Here is a 17,634-nt window from a genome sequence, read left to right on the forward strand (position 1 = left end):
AAGTTTATCGAAAAATGAAGGAATTTGCGAGATGCGGCAGGGTAAGCAAAACCTGGACGAAACACGGTTGTGACGCGGTTGTATAAAAATGCCTGCAGACGGAGAAAACTCTCTCGTCTGCAAGCCGTTGCTCTTATAAAACTCTTATTTCAGTCGCCCAGTTCCCGGATCTCGTTCTGGATCAGCCGCCCGGCAGCACGAGCCAGCTGGTCCATGCCGCGGATGCGTGCCATATTTTTGCCGTAGATCTGTGCAGCGGCACCGGCAGAGCTATCCTCGCCCATGAACACGGCAGACACCCGGATGCCCATGCGCTGCAGCGCACGCACCTGCGCGGCAGTGTCGGCCACACCTGCGGCGTCCTCGTAACCGCAGCCCAGCGGTTTTTCCGGGCTGGGCGGGATACGGCGGCTGTCGTTGGGCGAAGCATCCGTCAGCACGATGAGCAGGTGCCGCGGCGCAGGGCCGGGCGCATACTGCAAAAGGTCGCCTGCAGCCCGCAGGGCAAGGCCGTCACGGTTCCAGCCGGAAGCAAAATAACGGTTGATGTTCTGCAGGTTTTTGTCCGCAAAGCCCTTGAGCACACGCAGCACAGTGTAGCCCCGCAGGCTGCTGAAGCTGGACACCCGCACCGGGATCCCGCAGGCTGCAAGGCTCTGGGCCAGAATAGAGCCCTGCGCCGCAATGACCTCCTGACAGTGCAGGCGGGACGCAGATGCATCCAGCAGAAGATCCACCGTGAAGGAAGGCTGGTTTTCCTCCTCGGCGCATAAAAATACCCGGTCATCGTTCAAAAGTGGTGCCCGCCAGATGCGTCCGGCATTCAGGTTTCCGCTGCGGGCCACACGGGCGTTGGGCTGCTGATGCACCAGAATGCAGTTGCGGATCTGTTCGGTGAGCCGTAGCACGACGCTGCGGTGCAGTTCCCGGTTCTTAGCGTAGTAGGCGCGATTGCGGTCAGCCTGAAGTTCAGCCTGCTCAGCCAGATGTTTTGCCTCCGGGGTGGGGGCCTGCTCCGGGCTTGGCACACCGGCGCTGAACCACAAATGGCATCCCAGGTGGTCGCCCACGCAAAGCTCCTGCTCGGCCTTGCGCAGCCGTTCCGGCGGGTAGAGGGAGCGGCCGAAGCAGCTTTCGATGTAGGCTCTGTCCTGCGCGGCATCCTGCTTCAGGGTGATGTGGGCCCTGCGCTTGTCCACCGCCAGTCCACCGCCCACAGCATCCACGGAGCTTGAGTGCTCCACGGTCACGCGGTCCGTTTTGATCATCTGGGTGGGCATGGCTTTGGTGGCAAGCTTTGCCAGCAGGCCGTCCAGATGCAGATGCAAAGCTGCTTTTTGGTGCACAGTACCGTCGAACAGGTTGAATTTTGCGTAGATCGATAAAATTTCGGCTTTCAGTTGTTCCGGCTCCGGCACATGCTCCGGGGCCAGCGCGGCGGCAAGGCCGGACTCGTAAGGGGTCATTACCGGGTCGGTACGGCCCAGTACACGCCGCCAGCGTGCGGCCTGCATGGTGTAGACCAGCTGATTTTTTGCCATCCACTCCTGCCGCGAAAGCTTGTATTGGATAGCAAAGAAATAATCTGCATGGGCGTGGCGCAGTGCTTCCAGCACCGGGCGGCGGGGCAGCTCCAGCCGATAGGCTGCATTTTCCAGATACAGCCATGTCATGTCGTCCAGCATCGTCTGCCGCAAGTCACCGTCCCATGCGTCAAAGATGCTGCGGATCGGCGCGTCACCGTAATATTTGTGGATGAGGCCCACGACCGTGTTCATGTAAAAATCGGTGGTGCCGTCGGTATAGCGGGCCAGAAACAACGGCTCAAAGCCATAGACTCCTGCAGCAGCCCAGACCTGATTGGCCGCACGCCGCTCCTGAGCGGTGTAGCTCTGGGCGTCCATCAGCCAAAGAGCTTGGCGGCATCCAGCTTGGCCGGAATGCGCGCCGCGATCACATCACGGATCAGGCTCTGCTCGTAGGAGTCAAAGGCTTTGTTGGTGATGCCCATATCCAGTGCCGCGCCTGCCGTGATGCCGCGCCGGATCAGCCGCAGGGCATCCAGCATGCCGCGCAGGTCCAGCGCCTTGGTGGAAATTTCTGCACTGTCGCACTTTTTCTGCAGGTCAAGGAACAGCAGTGCAAACTGGCGCACATACTTGGAAGCAAGATCGGGGAACTGCGTCCGCAGCAGCTTTTCCAGATCGTCCTGCGTAATGGTGGGCATCTGGATGACCACGAAACGGGAGGTGAGGGCCTCGTTCAGCTCACGGGTGCCGGCATAACCGTAGTTCATGGTGGCAATAAAGCGGGTCTCCTCCGCCAGCGGGATGCGGTCGTAGCCAGGCACATCGATGGCGCGGCGAAAGTCCAGCACCGCGTGCAGCACGGCCAGCGCTTCGTTTTTGGCCATGTTGATCTCGTCCAGCACACCAAAGCCGCCGCACTGGGCGCAGCGGTATACCGGGCCGGGCCGGAACACCACCTGACCGTCCGCAAAAGTGTCCATGCCGATGAGGGACGCCGCATCCATGTTCACATGGAAGGAGATGTCCCACGCAGGACGGCCAAAGGCGGCGGCAAGGTTCTCGGCCAGCACGTTTTTGCCGGTGGCTTTTCCGCCTGCCAGCAGCAGGTTTTCGCCGCAGAGCAGCGCCGCCAGCGCCTGCTCCCACACCTGTTTGCCGTAGTAGGTAAAGGCAGGGGAGGGAATGCGCGGGCGCAGTGCGTCCGGCAGGGCGTGGGCAGCGCGGTACTGCTGGACTGCTTCCAGCAGGGCGGGGTCTACCCCTTCCTGCCGCAGAGTTTCAAGGAGATCAGACATTTGTACAAACACCTCGATTTTGCCGGTTGTCTGGCACAAACCGGCTGTTCAGCCTTATCATAGCACAATCATGGGGATTTGTGTAGGGGGCACGTGGCGAAAAAATGGCAAAGAGAGGCGGCCCCAAACAGGGACCGCCTCTCTTCATGAAGAAAGAAGAAATGGAAAAACGCTTAAGTTGTACCGGAAAATCGCGCTGGATCAGGCGTTATCCAGACCCGCCATCTGCTTGACAGCCTTCATGGCGAAGGTCAGGGTGCGGCCCATGGCCACACCAGCCATCAGGCAGGGATAATTGTTGGCAAAGAAGCTGCCGGACATATCACCGGTGATGTACAGGCCCTCCATGGGCTGGTTGTTGTTGTCCAGCGCCTGACCCTTTTCGTTGATGGCAATGCCCTGCTCGGTGGTCAGCAGAGAGGCACCCAGCCAGCAGCCGTAGAAGGGCGCAGTGCGGATGGCACTCAGGCGGTAAGCGGGCTTGCCGAAATCCTCGTCGTTCTGCTTGTCGTACAGCTCATTGTAACGCTCCACGGTAGCAAGGAAGGTGTCCTTGGCAGCGCCGGTAAAGCCCATCTTGTCGGCCAGCTCGTCCAGCGTATCGCACTTGAACAATGCACCGGCCTCGATAGCTTCGTCCATCTTACCCTGAATGTACTTCTCACCGCCGTTGCGGGTCTGGGCAGAGCAGCCGATGGTGTGGAAACGTTTTGCGTCCTCCAGAATGTTGGCATCGCAGATCTGTGCGTAGACGCGGCCCGGCTGGTGGGCAGCAGCGTAGACGATATCGTTGTAGGGGCAGCTCTCGTTGGCAAAGCGCTCGCCGTTGCGGTTCACCTTCAGGAAGGGCTGGGTACCGGGGTTGTACTGGCGATCTTGCCGGGGAAGGCCTTGCCGCCAAAGGCGGAGTCGCTATCCACATAGCCGCCATCCACGCCGGGGGCAACAACGCCGCGGTCAAACAGCATGGGAGCGGCTTCCTTGTCCAGATTGGCACCGGCCCACACAGCAGCGCGGATGCCGTAGCCCTTGTCGGCGGGGGAGTAGGAGCAGGCGGTGGTCACGCTGGTGCCCAGCGGGTCCAGCTGCTCCATCATGTAGGGGTTGCCGGGGAAACCGCCGCAGGCCAGCAGCACGCCCTTGTTGGCGTTGTAGCGGATAAAGTGGTCATCCTCGGTGCTCTGGGCGATGATGCCGGTAATGCGGCCATCGCTGTTCTTTTCCAGCTTGGCCAGACTGGTCTTGAAGTCCACATCGTAGCCCAGCTCCTGAATGTACTGCAGCAGCAGCTCGTTGCGTGCCAGACCGGACTCGCGCTCGCTGGCCATGTAGTTGTGCTCCTGCACAGGATAGAGGTAGTCGGTGTTGTGCTCGGCATTTTCTGCAGGCCATGCAGCCTCGCTGCCGGAGGTGAAATCGCATACCCAGCCGTACTTATCTTCCAGAATGCTGCGCATGAAGTCGTGCATGGCGGCAGACTCGTTGATCCAGGTCTTGACAACGCGCTGGTCGCACTTGCCGGAGGCATAGCGGGAGATCTCGCTCAGCAGCTTTGCCTTATCGGTGGCGGGTTCGCCAGCCTCCTTAGCGGCAGCAGAATCAACAGCGCCGTACCAGTGACGGGTGTCCTGCACGTTGGCGTTCTGCTCGATAACACGGAAGTTCAGGCCGTTGGCAGCAGCATAGGCGGCGGCAAACATACCGCCGTTGCCTGCACCCACAATGAGGATGTCGGTGTCCACAGTCTCGGTGATGGCAGTTTCGTCGATATCAGGCTCTTTGCCCAGCCAGTCGTTCTCATCGCCGGTGGGCAGCTGCACGCTGGACACCACGGCCTCGCCCTTTGCCTGTGCGTAGCAGCTCTTGGCAGCCTTCATCACGGCATCGGAGGTGATGGTAGAGCCGGAAACGCCGTCGATCTCGGCAGAACCGGCAGCCATCAGCTGCTCACGCAGCTCATCGGCAGCGGCAGCGCCGAAAGAGGCGGTCTCGCCGGAGGTGTCCACCACCACGTCGGTGACAGCGCTGTCAGAGAAGGTCATGGTGACCTTGACGGTGGAGGAGATGCCCTCGGCGGTGCCCTCGTAGGTGCCGGGAATGTACTGACCGGCAGCACCGGAGGCAGTGGAGCCGGAGGCGGAATTGCATGCAGCCAGTGCGCCGGCAGTGACACCGCTCATGGCGGCGGCAGCGGCGATCTTCAGAAAGCCCTTGCGGGAGATCTTGTTCATAGGTACGCTCTCTTTCTCTTTTCTCTTCTTGCTTTTCTTCTCATCGCGCAGCAAGTTAAAAACCACTTTGCTGAATCTTTAACAATTGTAGCGTAGAGCGGCGCACTTTACAATTCAATTATGTTATATTATAATTTAGGAAATCCTAATGTAAGAAGGCGAGGTTGCGCAGATGAACCAGAGTGCACTGGAAGGATTTGTGAAGATCGTAGAGATGGACAGCTTTTCGGCAGCAGCAGAGGCACTGTATCTTTCGCAGTCGGCGCTTTCGCAGCAGATCCGCACGCTGGAGGGACAGCTGCAGTTTGAACTGTTTCAGCATGTACCGCGCCGGGTCAATCCTGACCCCGGCAGGCCGGGACTTTTACCCCAAGGCAAAGCAGCTGACAGCTCTGTATCAGGAGGCGGTGCGCCATGCCCGCGCGGTGCAGCAGCAGGAAAAACCGCCGGAAAGACATCTGATCATCGCAGGGTGTCATGAGGCAATGCGGATGTTCGTGTACGACCTGTTTTCCCTGACAAGTGACCTGTGCCTGCAATATACCCCTATTCTGGGGTGGTGTGCCAACCGCAGCGAGGTCTGGCGCAGCCTGAAAAAAGGGGAGATGGATCTTTCCTTCCAGCTGGAAAGTGCAGAGTTCTACGCGCAGGGGCTTACCTTTGTGCCGCTGTTCTATATGCCGGAACTTTGCATCCCCATCCACCCGCCCGCTGATATGCCGGTGGGCAGACTGACCTTGGAACAGGCATTGCAATACCGCTGGCTGCCCATCAAGGAGATGTACCAGACTGTCTACGAAACAAGACTGCTGCAGGAGGGAATGGACCGAGGGGTGGAGTTTACGCCGGTGGGCGGTATCCGCAGTGCAGCCTACGGCGACCCGGCACTCAAGATGATCCCGCCTTTCTACTACCGCAGACCGGACCTCAGTTTTGTGCGGGTGCTGGACTGGAACAAAGGCCACCGGTTCGGCGTCGTGCTGGGACAAAAGCGCGAGGACCCGGTGGTAATGGCTTATGTCCGCGCTTTGCAGCAGCTGCTGCCGTCTCTTTCGGAAAAGCTGTTCGGTCTGAAGCTGGAACCGGTGGAGGAATCATAAAGAAAAGACGAAAACCCCGAAGGGAGAACTTGACCGACAGATGTAGAAAAGCTCCCCCTCTCGGGGGAGCTGGCATCGCGCAGCGATGACTGAGAGGGTAAAACAAATAGCACCTGCTGCCCTCGGAAAGGAAGGCGGCAGGTGCTATTTTTGTGCTTATACTGCGATGACGGGCAGCTTACTCCACCACGTCCTCGAACTGGCTGTTGTACAGGTCGGCGTAGAAGCCGCCAGCTTCGATCAGCTGGTCGTGGGTGCCCTGCTCCACAATGTCGCCATCTCGCATCACAAGGATGAGGTCGGCGTCCCGGATGGTGGAAAGACGGTGGGCGATGACAAAGCTGGTGCGGCCCTCCATCAGGCGGTCCATGGCGGTCTGGATGCGCTGCTCGGTGCGGGTATCCACGCTGCTGGTGGCCTCGTCCAAAATCAGGATGCGGTTGTCGGCCAGAATGGTGCGGGCGATGGTGAGCAGCTGCTTCTGGCCCTGACTCACGTTGGAAGCGTCCTCGTTCAGCTCCATCTGGTAGCCGCCGGGCAGGGTGCGGATAAAGTGGTCGGCGTTGGCAGCCTTGGCGGCGGCAATCACTTCTTCATCGGTGGCATCCAGTCGGCCATAGCGGATGTTCTCCATGATGGTGCCCTTGAACAGCCATGTGTCCTGCAGCACCATGCCGAAGCCCTCACGCAGGGCGCTGCGGTCAAAGTCCCGCACATCGTGGCCATTCAGGGTGATGGAACCGGAATCTACATCATAGAAGCGCATGAGCAGCTTGACCATGGTAGTTTTGCCCGCGCCGGTAGGGCCGACGATAGCCACCTTCTGGCCGGGCTTGACCTCACAGCTGAAATCGTGGATGACGGTCTTGTCCGGGGTGTAGCCGAAGCGGACATGGCTGAATGTCACCTGTCCGTCGATGCAGGCAGGGTCCGCGCGGCGGGCCGGGTCTGCCTGCTGGTCCTCTTCCGGCTCGTTCAGAAACTCGAACACCCGCTCAGCGGCAGCGGCCATGCTCTGCAGCATGTTGGACACCTGAGAAAGCTGCTGGATGGGCTGGGTGAAGTTCTTGACGTACTGGATGAAGGCCTGAATGTCACCGATGGTAATGACGCCGTTTGCGGCAAAAATGCTGCCCACGATGGCCACCGCCACGTAGCCCAGATTACCCACAAAGTTCATAATGGGCATCATCAGGCCGGAGAGAAACTGGCTTTTCCACGCAGATTCATACAGCTTGTCGTTGGCGGCGTTGAAGTCATTCAGCACCACGGCCTCGCGGTTGAAGGCTTTGACCACGTTGTGGCCGGAGTAGACTTCTTCCACCTGACCGTTCACGACGCCCAGAATGGCCTGCTGGGACTTGAAGTATTTCTGGCTGAACCGAACTACGATGAGCACAAGCACCAGCGAGACGGGCAGGATCAGCAGGGCGATCAGGGTCATCTTCGGGCTGATGGACAGCATCATGACCAACACGCCGATCATGGTGGTGACACTGGTGATGAGCTGGGTGATGCTCTGGTTCAGGCTCTGGCCCAGCGTGTCCACATCGTTGGTGATGCGGGACAGCACCTCGCCCACGGTGCGCTTTTCAAAATAGGCAAGGGGCAGGCGGTTGATCTTTTCGCTGATCTGACGGCGGAAGTCGTAGCACACCTTCTGCGAAAGACCGGTCATCAGCCAGCCCTGAATAAAGCTGAATGCGCTGCTCAGCAGGTACATGCCCAGCAAGAACAGCAGGATGCGACCGATATACACAAAGTCGATGCTGCCGGTGCCGCGCAGCTTGGCGATCCAGCCGGTGGCAAGGGCCGTGGTGGCTTTTGCCAGCACCTTGGGGCCTGCAATGTTGAAGATGGTAGAAAGAATGGCAAATACAATGGCGGTAACGAGCGAAAGGCGGTAGCGGCCAAGGGTGCGCACAAGCTGCAGCAGGGTGCCCTTGAAGTCCTTGGCGCGTTCGGTCGTCATGCGTCCGGGTCTTGGCATATCAATCACCCTCCTTTTCGGTATTCAGAGATTTGAGGTCCAGCTCCTTCTGGCTCAGCTGGCTGCGGGCGATCTCCTGATACTCCGGGCAGGTGACCATCAACTGGGCATGGGTGCCCTTGCCAACCAGACGGCCTTCGTCCAGCACCAGGATCTGGTTTGCATGCAGCACAGTGGAGATGCGCTGTGCCACAATGATAACGGTAGCGTTATCGGTCTGGGCTTTCAGTGCACGGCGCAGGGCTACATCGGTCTTGAAGTCGAGGGCAGAGAAACTGTCATCGAACAGGTAGATCTTTGGCTTTTTCGCAATGGCACGGGCGATGGAAAGGCGCTGCTTCTGGCCGCCGGACACATTGGAGCCGCCCTGTGCAATAGGGCTTTCGTAGCCCTGCGGTTTTGCATCGATGAACTCGGTGGCCTGCGCAATGGCAGCGGCCTTTTTCACGTCGGCATCGGTGATGTGCTCCCCGCCGAACTTCAGGTTCGAGCCGATGGTGCCGCTGAACAGCACACCTTTCTGGGGCACATAGCCCAGCAGGTCGTGCAGCTGTGCCTGCGGCATATTGCGCACATCGATGCCATCCACGGTCACACTGCCGCCTGTCACATCATAGAAGCGGGGGATGAGGTTGAGCAGGGTGGATTTGCCGCAGCCTGTGGAGCCGATGATGGCGGTGGTCTCGCCGGGCTTTGCAGTAAAGCTGATGTGCTCCAGCGCATCGCTGTCCGCACCCGGGAAGCGGAAGCTCACATCGTGGAACTCCACCTCACCCTGCCAGTTTTTGTGCTCCTGCGCGGGCTCTGCAGCAGCTTCGTCCGGGTCGTTGATGGTGGCTTTGGTGCAGATCACCTCATCGATACGCTCCGCAGCCACACCGGCGCGGGGCAGCATGACGGCCACCATGGCCAGCATCAGGAAGGACATGACGATCTGCATGGTGTAGGTGATGAAGGCGATCATCTCGCCCACCTGCATGGTGCCGGTGTCCATGGCCTTGCCGCCAAACCAGACGATGAGCAGGCTGGTGCCGTTCATGATGAGGGTCATAAAGGGCATCATGGCCACCATGGCACGGTTGGTGAACAGCTGGGTGCTCATCAGGTCTTTGTTGGCCTTGTCGAAGCGCTCCTCCTCAAACCGTTCGCGGCTGAACGCGCGCACCGGCATGATGCCGGTCAAGATCTCGCGGCTGACAAGGTTCAGCCGGTCCACCAGCTTCTGCATGATCTTGAATTTCGGCATGGCAATGTTCATCAGGAAGAGGATGAGCAGCAGAAGAACGGCCACGTCCAGCACAATGATCCAGGAAAGGCCGGTGCTGCTGTTCAGCACATGCAGCACGCCGCCAATGCCCAGAATGGGCGCATAGGCCACCATGCGCAGCAGCATGACGCAGACGAACTGCACCTGCTGGATGTCGTTGGTGGTGCGGGTGATGAGGGATGCGGTGGAAAAATTCTCGATCTCTGCATTGGAGAATCCGATGACACTGGCAAAGGTCTCTCGGCGCAGGTCACGGCCAATGGCGGCGGACACGCGGGAGGCGAGGAAGCCCACAGCAATGGACACGGCCGCCATCAGCAGGGTGAGGCCCAGCATCTGGCCGCCTACGCGGTAAAGGTAGCGCATCTGCACATCGTGGGCAACGCCCTGTGCCTCGTATTCCAGCTGCACCAGCAGCACGGACTGACTTTTGAGGTTCTCCATCAGGGTATCATCCAAGCTGGCAAACGCACCGGCCAGCTGCTGCTGGACGGCTTCGCGGGTGAAACCGGGCATCTGGCTCATGGCGGCAAATTGGGCGCACACGGTGTCCAGTATCCTCGGCAGTGGGGGTGACAGTCTCGGTATCCGTGGTGGTGCTCTCAGAGGATGCCGCCTGCATGTCGGCAAGGCCGGTCATACCCATGCTGTTCTGCCCGGCGGGGGCGTTCGCTGCCTGCGCAGCTGCCATATACAGCACGATGTCCGGCGTGGTGACGGCATCCTCCAGCGCGGCGCGCTCGTCATCGGTCAGATCGGTGCGCAGCTTCAGCACACCGTCGTCCTGAAGATAATACCCGTAGGCGTTCTGGAGCGCATCGGCGTCCTCTTCGCTCATCAATAGCGTGAGGGCGTCCAGCGTGCTCTGGCGTATCGTTTCCGGCAGGGGGCTTTCAATGCCGCCCTGCTGGATGCCGGTGTCCACGATCCTGCTGGTGTAGTCCGGCAGCGAAAGATCGCAGTACGCCTGCACGAACAGCAGCGCGAACACCACAAGACAGACGGCCCAGTGCCGGGCCAGCTGCTTGAAAATTTTCGTCATGGTTCGGTTCTCCCTTCGTTGTTTTTTGCTTCACGGGAAGCGTTTTCCGCAAGAATGGCGTCCATCAGTGCACCGCGCAAAACGTTCATCTGCTGCACCTGCTCCGGTGTCAGCCGGGCCATCACGCAGGCAAAATAATCGCTGAGTGCATCTTCACACCGGGCGCAGGCGGCGTAGCCCTCCGGCGTGATGCGCACCAGCGTTTTGCGCCGGTCAGCCGGGTCCGCTTCGCGCAGAACAAGGCCGTCCTGTTCCAACTGGCGCAGGCTGCGGCTGATGGCCGGCAGCGGCTGGTGTGCCTCCCGGGCAAAATCGGAAATATACACCGCTCCGTCCTGCCCGCGGGTGCTGATCGTGTGAGCCAGACCCTCCAGCATGGGAAAGTGGCACTTGGGACAGCCCCGCAGAGCCGCCTTCATGCCGGCCCGGGACGCCTTGCTCAGCCGTCCGAAAAAATGGCACAGGCCGTGAAAGCTCGCTGCGGCTTCGGTCTCGTTCAACATTCTATCCCTCCTCATTGCAAAATACTTAACAGCTGTTAACTATTAACGCCTGACAATAATATTCCTCCTGCACCCAGAATGCAAGGGCGGTTTGGGATAATTTTAAAAAAGTTCACAAAAAAGGAAGGAAGGCAGAAAGCCTGAACCGCCCGGCAGCTACATAAATAGAATAAGAAACGTTTCTGCGGGAGGGACGGCATTGGAACAGGGGCTGAAAGGGATCTTTGCGCTTTTTGGCGGGCTGGCATTGTTTTTGTATGGCATGGATGCGCTCAGCCGCAGTCTGGAAACAGCGGCGGGACAGCGGATGAAGCGGCTGCTGATGGTGTTGGCCGGCAGCCCGGTGCGGGGCGTGCTGGCGGGGGCAGCGGTCACGGCGGTGCTGCAAAGCAGCTCGGCAGTCACGGTGATGGTGCTGGGCTTTGTAAGTGCGGGCCTGTTGACCCTGCAGCAGGCGGTCCCGGTGATCTTTGGCTGCAACATCGGAACCACCATTACCGCACAGCTGCTGGCCTTCCGGCTGGAAGATGTGCGCGGCCTTGTGCTGCTGGCCGGGCTGCTGCTCTGCTTTGCCTGTGCGGGGCAGAAGGCCCGGGCCGTTGGCCGGGCGGTGTTCGCCTTTGGTCTGCTGTTCGAGGGCATTGCCGGTATGAGCACGGCGCTGGCCCCGCTGGCACAGAGCCCGGTGTTTGCGCTCTGGCTGGCACGGGTACGGCATCATCCGTGGCTGGGCCTGCTGACAGGCCTCTGCATGACCCTGACGGTGCAGAGCAGCTCTGCCACCATTGCGGTGCTTCAGAGCGTTGCGGCCCGGCCAGCAGCACAAGGCGGCAGTCTGCTGGGCCTTGCAGGGGCACTGCCGGTGCTGCTGGGGGATAACATCGGCACTACGGTCACGGCGGTACTGGCATCCATCGGGCAGAGCCGGGACACAAAACGGGCGGCGGCGGCCCACGCTGTGTTCAACCTGACCGGTGCAGCGGCGTTCTGCGCCCTGCTGCCGTGGTATGCGGGTCTGGTGGCAATGATCTCGCCCAAAGGGCCGGAGCTGGAAGTCATTGCCCGGCAGCTCGCCAACGCGCATACGCTGTTCAACCTCATCTGCACAGCGGTGTGGCTGCCGCTGACCCCGCTGATGGTGCGTCTGGTCTGTGGCCTTGTGCCGGATCGTCCACCCAAAGCCCGGAATAGCTGAGAAATCCGGCACATCCCGCCTGCGGGGTCTGGCACGGCAAATCTGCCAAAAATCCAGCGCTCAAGCCAAATAACGAGAATTTTAAAGTTGATTTCCGGCCAAGGATGTGGTACACTAAATAAGTTATGGAAGTATAAAAATAGGGCGTGGATTTGGCGGTTTTGCAAACGACAAAAATACGCTGCTTTTAGTATAGTGAGGATGAAAAGCATGAAGGATATCACAAAGGCACTGATGCAGCAGTTCCGCAGGGAACACAAGGCAGCGCGGCGGTATATGGCACTGCTGCTGGCATTGGCGCTGCTCACCAGCCTGTTCGTTAACTGGCAGCTGCACAGTGTGGGCATTGCCCAAACGGCAGACTACCAGTGCGGCGAGATCGAGCACCAGCACACCGCTGAGTGTTACGAGAAGGTGCTGGTGTGCGGCTATGAGGAGGGCGAACCGGAGGACTGGAACGCCACAAAGCCGGACGACAGCGCATTCCCTGATGCAGATTACGGTGTGGAGCAGAGCGATGCCGACATTGCCGCCTATTCAGCAGAGCCGGAGCCGGAGTACATTTTTGTGCCCCACCAGCACACCGACGACTGCTATCAGGAAGTGAAAACGCTGACCTGCTACGAGGAAGAGCATGTGCACACCGATGACTGCTTTGACCCCGAGGATGGCAGCCTGATCTGTGACCTGTTCGAGCACACCCACGACGACAGCTGCTATACCATTGAATATGAGCTGGTGTGCGGTCTGGAAGAGGGCGAGCTTGTGGAGGAGCCCAACCCGGACTATGTGCCGGTGGATGAGGAAGCTTCTGCGGTGTTTGACGATGCCGTGGCCCTTCAGCCCGTTGTGGACGACAGCAGTCTGGACACCCCGGTGCACCACCACACCGACGCCTGCTATGAGGAAGTGCTGGTCTGCGGCCTGCCGGAGCACCACCACACCGTGAACTGCCTGTCCGACCCGCTGGCGGATGTGGAGGACGAGGAGACATGGAGCGCAAAGACGAATGTTGTGCTCACCGGTGCGTGGGCCGACGACCTGACCGCTGTGGCAAAAAGCCAGCTGGGCTACCAGCAGAGCGAGCGCAACTTCCAGCTGGACGATGAGGACCAGACCACCGTGCGCCACTACACCCGTTACGGTGCATGGTATGGCAACGCCTACGGTGCGTGGGATGTGATGTTCCTGTCCTACTGCCTGAACTACGCGAATGTGCCGCAGACCACGGTGCCGCAGCGCGCCGGTGTGCAGGCCCTGCGCAGCGACCTGCGCGGGTCCGAGTGGCTGAAGGCGGCGGCAGAGGTCGAGCTTGTGCCCGGCGATATCGTGTTCTATAACAGCATCACCACCGAGACGGTGGCGGTGGAAGAGGACGCGCCGCAGATCATGGATGATTCTGCCGATGCAGACATTGCCCTGCTTTCGCTGGAGCCTGCCGCCGCTGAGCCCCAGACCGAGGAGCGCACCGTCAGCACCGAGACCGTGGGCATCGTGTCGGATGTGGACGCGGATACCGGCACCCTGACCGTGATCTCCGGCGACGTGGACGGCAAGGTGGCCGAGGTGCCCCTGCGTGCGGACGAGATGACGGATGTGATCGATTTGGCCGCAGCCGATAAGGCGCAGGGCAGCACTGAAAAGGACGATGAGCCTGATGCTGACACCGATGCAGTCTATGCTCCGTCCACGGACAACGATGGCTTTGGGGCCACTGTGGAATGGGTGGGTGAAGCCGCAGAGGCAGACCCTTACGGCATTGCACTTCTGGCAGACAGCGGAAATAACTATGACCTGAACAACTGGATCACGAATGTCAGCTATAAGCAGTACGATAAGAAAAAAGATAAATGGTTTGATATCGGCTCTAATGGCAGTGCAACGGTGGACAGTGGTGACACGGTTCAGGTCAACCTGAAGTATACGGTGAATGCCGGTGTACTGACGCCGACGAAGAACCAGTTGACTTACCAGCTGCCCGGCGGCTTGACCCTGCCGGAGAAACAGACGGGCAACATTGTGGACGAAGAACACAAGGATGCTAATAATGAGTATGTTGTCGTGGGCCAATACACCATTGACACGACTGGCAAAGCAACCCTGACCTTTACGGACCAAAAGTTCATCGGCACGAATGAAAACGGTGGTGCGCCCTTTACCGGCACTTTCCATTTCTCCCGTGAGATGAAAACTGATGATCTTGAAAACAATAAGGAAATCCAGTTTAAAGATAATTGCACTTTGACCATCAAACCCAAACCGGACGTGACCATCCTCAAACTTGGTGCGCAGGACAGCCGATACCAAAATGATCCGGACATTAAAAAGAACCTGGTGGAAAATCTGTCTGATGGAACCTTCCGTGTTAACTATGTGGTGGAAGTGTCAACCAATCAGGGCACAAAAAATCCGGTGACCATCACAGACACGCTGAACGCAGGAAACGATAGTGATCTGTATAAGCTGCTGGGTGCCTATGAAACAGACACTTTTGTTCTTTACAAGGTGGATGCCCAAGGCAATAAAGTAAAACAGTCGTTCCCGCAATACACACTGACGGAGGGGACGGATACCAAGGAGATAAAAATCCCAAACCTCCCGGCGCTGAATGCTGGAGAAAAATACATCTGGTGCTATTCGGTGATATTTGACAGCAAGTCATTCAACAACTCGAAAGACGGCACAGGACTGATCCGCAACCGTGCAGAGGTTTCGTGCAAGGGTGGTCTTTATGACGCCTACAACCAGAAGCTCACAATGCAGGATAAGCGCATCACGAAGGAGGGTACCTACAAGGCGGAAGATGGCCAGATCGAATGGAAGATCGTGGTAAGCGTCCCCAACAAGCTTATTACGGGCAATTTCCTTGTGGGGTACGTCATTCAGGATGCTCTGCCGGAAGGTACACAGATCATTGGTGATGTGAAGGTCGGCAATAAAACGATCAAAGCAGAAGAATTCCTGAACGGCGGCAAGGGCTACACCATCACGGCTGATGATATGAATGGCAAAAATAAGCTGGAAATCACCTTCCGCACCAACACCCCCGTTGGCGGCGACAAAGTGACCAACACCGCAAAGGCTACCAAAGATGGTGTAAGCTTTGAAGCTTCTGACACGGTGGACTTGCAGCGGGGCGAGTGGGATCTCAGCAAAAAGCTGGCACCCAGCGGCAAAAATCCCACTTGGAACATTTCTGCCTCCAACAAGGCAGGTGAGGAAAGCTTTACCCTGTGGGATGTGCTGAGTGACGCCGTAAACAACGCGGGTGAAGTGCAGAATGACACCCACTACGCCTACGCGGCAGAGCTGGACAGCGCCATCAAAGCGGGCCTGACCCTGACGATGCATAACGGCACCAAGTTGAGCTACCAGAATGCTGAGAGCAAAGGAAACACGATCGAAATTACCTATTACAGCGATGCCAAAGGCACGAACGAGGTAAAATTGACCGACACCGAAACAAAGGTGCGCAGCTTCAAAATCAAGGTGACTGCTGGAGATAAGAACAACCCTGTGCGCAGCATAGAGGTGAAAGGCATCCCCACCCACGAGGAACGCGGAAATGTGCCCAACGGGGAAATCTGGACCTACAAAAACAGCATTCACATCGAGGGCGTAAACAACACTGCATCCGCTGAGGACAGTTACCGCAGCTACAAGCAGTTTGAAAAGCTGGTGGCGGCAGAGAGCAACAAGAATGAGAGCGGATATGTGAGCGGCAGCAACAGCTTTAAACTAAGTGAGGTGAGCGGTGGAAACCTCCACTACCAGTTAGTGCTGCAGCCTGCGGCTGGTGACACGGCTGAGATTACGGTTACGGATACGCTGCCGAAGAACAGCAAGCTCAACACAAACACAATCAAAATTGCGCTGGATAATGGCGCGTTTGATAAGATTGACAAAAATCTTGGCTGGGCAAACTATGATTATGAAGATGCATCGAAACTTCTGACCATTAAAATTAGGAACTATAACAACGATAATACCGAGCACAAGATCCGCATTGTGTACGATGTGGGTGTGGGTGAGGGGTACGATCCCACATGGAAAAACCCCGCAGTAGGCGAAGTGACCTATACCAATACTGCTGCCTGGGGCAGCCTGAACTCTTCCACCAACACTACCTTGACCCGGGATGTGGACGAAGTGAAAAAGACTGGTGAGAAGCGGAGCAACAACCGGGCTCGCTATCAGGTGGTCATCAACCCGGCCGGGCATGATCTGTCGGTAAACAAAGATCACGCCCCGAATATTGAACTGTGGGATAATGTCAGCGCCACCAATGATGCCATCGTTAACGGTGACCTGGATTCGGTCAAGCTATACTATTATAAATACGATAAAGCGAACGGCGTGACCCGTGGAGACGAAGTGTCGCGCGACTTATACCGCATTCTGGATGCCAGCGACAAGGGCTGGCTGCACATGATAATTCCCAACGAAATGGCGATGATCCTTGTGTATGAGTGCGAAGTGAAGAGCGGCAACGCAGCGAGTTCCTACGATGTGAATAACACCGTGACGCTGAGTAATGGTAGCAAAGATAAGTCGGATAAACTTAATTTCGTGGTTAAGTCGGATGCCACGGCCTCCACGGGCCTGTTCCGACTGCACAAGGTGGACAGCTACTCTGGCAAATCACTGGAGGGCGCTGAGTTTACTATTTATCAGTATGACCCACAAAGCAGGGGCTGGACGCTGTGGAACGGAGCCACGAATGGTATCGTGACCACGGACAAAAAAGGTCAGGTGGAACTGACGGTGCTGGCAGACAAGGCAGGTTGCCTGAACCCTGATGTGCTGTATAAGATCGTGGAAACCAAGGCTCCCGAATATTACCGTTTGGATGACACCCCGCATTATGTGCTGTTCCGCACCAGTACACAGACCAATCAGGAGGCTTTTGAAGTGGCCACCGGAGTGACAACGGGCACGAATGTTTTGGTGGTGGGCAGTGAGAACATCGACCTGAGCAGCAATGTGCAGATGGGCGCAGAGGGCAAGACTACGGAGGCCAAGTACAGCAACATTTACAGCAGGCTGACCGTCAAAAAGCTCTGGCTGGATCAGGCCACCAAGCAGCCCGTTGACCCGGCTGTGGATGAAATCCGAATCAAAGTTTGGCAGTACACGGGTGATGTAACAAAGAAAACGGAGTTTGCCAATGTACTGCTGAACAAAGGCAACGAGTGGTCGTTTACATGGTCTGGCAATGCCCTCCCGCTGGAGGACGACAACCACGAGAAATACCATTATTTGGTGGAAGAAGTGACCACTGGCAACTGGAATGTGGTCATTGACAACAATGGCGTGCAGACCGGCAATATCACCATCCAGAACCGCGTTTTCAAGGGCTACGAGCTGCCCTCCACCGGCGGCATGGGCACGGTGCCCTTTGCGGCGGTGGGCGGTATGCTGACCGTGGGTGCAGCCCTGCTGCTGGCCAAACGCAAAAAACACGAAGAGAAAGGGGAGTGAA

The 17,634-nt window shown here is 58.0% G+C and carries 9 protein-coding genes and 2 pseudogenes; 4 read left to right on the forward strand and 7 right to left on the reverse strand.

Translation table 11 applies throughout. The annotated features are described in order from the left end of the window. Nucleotides 1-149: 149 nt before the first annotated feature. The 4 genes from ACKXF7_RS11310 to ACKXF7_RS11325 form a co-directional block, all read right to left on the reverse strand. Nucleotides 150-1,904 (reverse strand): hypothetical protein, encoded by a 1,755-nt coding sequence (locus ACKXF7_RS11310; RefSeq protein ID WP_423741334.1) that lies wholly within the window; start codon nt 1,902-1,904, stop codon nt 150-152. Continuing rightward, nucleotides 1,904-2,824 carry a MoxR family ATPase gene (locus tag ACKXF7_RS11315; RefSeq protein WP_348583419.1) on the reverse strand — a complete coding sequence of 307 codons (921 nt, stop codon included), beginning with the start codon at nt 2,822-2,824 and terminating at the stop codon, nt 1,904-1,906. The genes ACKXF7_RS11310 and ACKXF7_RS11315 overlap by 1 nt, the downstream gene beginning before the upstream one ends. A 201-nt stretch (nt 2,825-3,025) precedes the next feature. Further along, a complete protein-coding gene (locus tag ACKXF7_RS11320) occupies nt 3,026-3,661 on the reverse strand; it encodes an FAD-binding protein (protein WP_423741335.1) in 636 nt (211 codons plus the stop codon). A 2-nt stretch (nt 3,662-3,663) separates the two neighbouring features. Further along, nucleotides 3,664-5,055, reverse strand: a complete 1,392-nt coding sequence (locus ACKXF7_RS11325) for an FAD-binding protein (protein ID WP_423741336.1) — start codon at nt 5,053-5,055, stop codon at nt 3,664-3,666. A 214-nt stretch (nt 5,056-5,269) separates the two neighbouring features. Between ACKXF7_RS11325 and ACKXF7_RS11330 the strand changes: the two are divergent. Both ACKXF7_RS11330 and ACKXF7_RS11335 read left to right on the forward strand, forming a co-directional pair. Continuing rightward, nucleotides 5,270-5,338 (forward strand): annotated as a pseudogene (locus tag ACKXF7_RS11330) (LysR family transcriptional regulator); the annotation flags it as partial. A gap of 22 nt (nt 5,339-5,360) precedes the next feature. Further along, nucleotides 5,361-6,155 carry a LysR family transcriptional regulator gene (locus ACKXF7_RS11335; protein WP_423742648.1) on the forward strand — a complete coding sequence of 265 codons (795 nt, stop codon included), beginning with the start codon at nt 5,361-5,363 and terminating at the stop codon, nt 6,153-6,155. Nucleotides 6,156-6,333: 178 nt separating this feature from the next. On the opposite strand, the gene ACKXF7_RS11340 is transcribed toward ACKXF7_RS11335, so the two are convergent. The 3 genes and pseudogenes from ACKXF7_RS11340 to ACKXF7_RS11350 all read right to left on the reverse strand — a co-directional run bounded on the left by ACKXF7_RS11340 (nt 6,334) and on the right by ACKXF7_RS11350 (nt 10,957). Next, entirely contained in the window at nt 6,334-8,145 is a 1,812-nt protein-coding gene (locus ACKXF7_RS11340) for an ABC transporter ATP-binding protein (RefSeq protein WP_423741337.1), read from the reverse strand. A gap of 1 nt (nt 8,146) precedes the next feature. Continuing rightward, a pseudogene (locus ACKXF7_RS11345) lies at nt 8,147-10,454 on the reverse strand (ABC transporter ATP-binding protein). Next, nucleotides 10,451-10,957, reverse strand: a complete 507-nt coding sequence (locus ACKXF7_RS11350) for a MarR family winged helix-turn-helix transcriptional regulator (protein WP_423741338.1) — start codon at nt 10,955-10,957, stop codon at nt 10,451-10,453. The pseudogene ACKXF7_RS11345 and the gene ACKXF7_RS11350 overlap by 4 nt, the downstream one beginning before the upstream one ends. Before the next feature lie 199 nt (nt 10,958-11,156). Here ACKXF7_RS11350 and ACKXF7_RS11355 point away from each other — a divergent pair, with 199 nt between their 5' ends. Both ACKXF7_RS11355 and ACKXF7_RS11360 read left to right on the forward strand, forming a co-directional pair. Then, nucleotides 11,157-12,152, forward strand: coding sequence for a Na/Pi cotransporter family protein (locus tag ACKXF7_RS11355; RefSeq protein WP_423741339.1), 996 nt, complete (start codon nt 11,157-11,159; stop codon nt 12,150-12,152). 210 nt (nt 12,153-12,362) lie between these two features. After that, complete coding sequence (locus ACKXF7_RS11360; RefSeq protein ID WP_423741340.1) at nt 12,363-17,633, forward strand: SpaA isopeptide-forming pilin-related protein; 5,271 nt, start codon at nt 12,363-12,365, stop codon at nt 17,631-17,633. Nucleotide 17,634: the final 1 nt, after the last annotated feature.

This window comes from Faecalibacterium sp. 7, from assembly GCF_049562865.1.
Classification (GTDB): domain Bacteria; phylum Bacillota; class Clostridia; order Oscillospirales; family Ruminococcaceae; genus Faecalibacterium; species Faecalibacterium wellingii.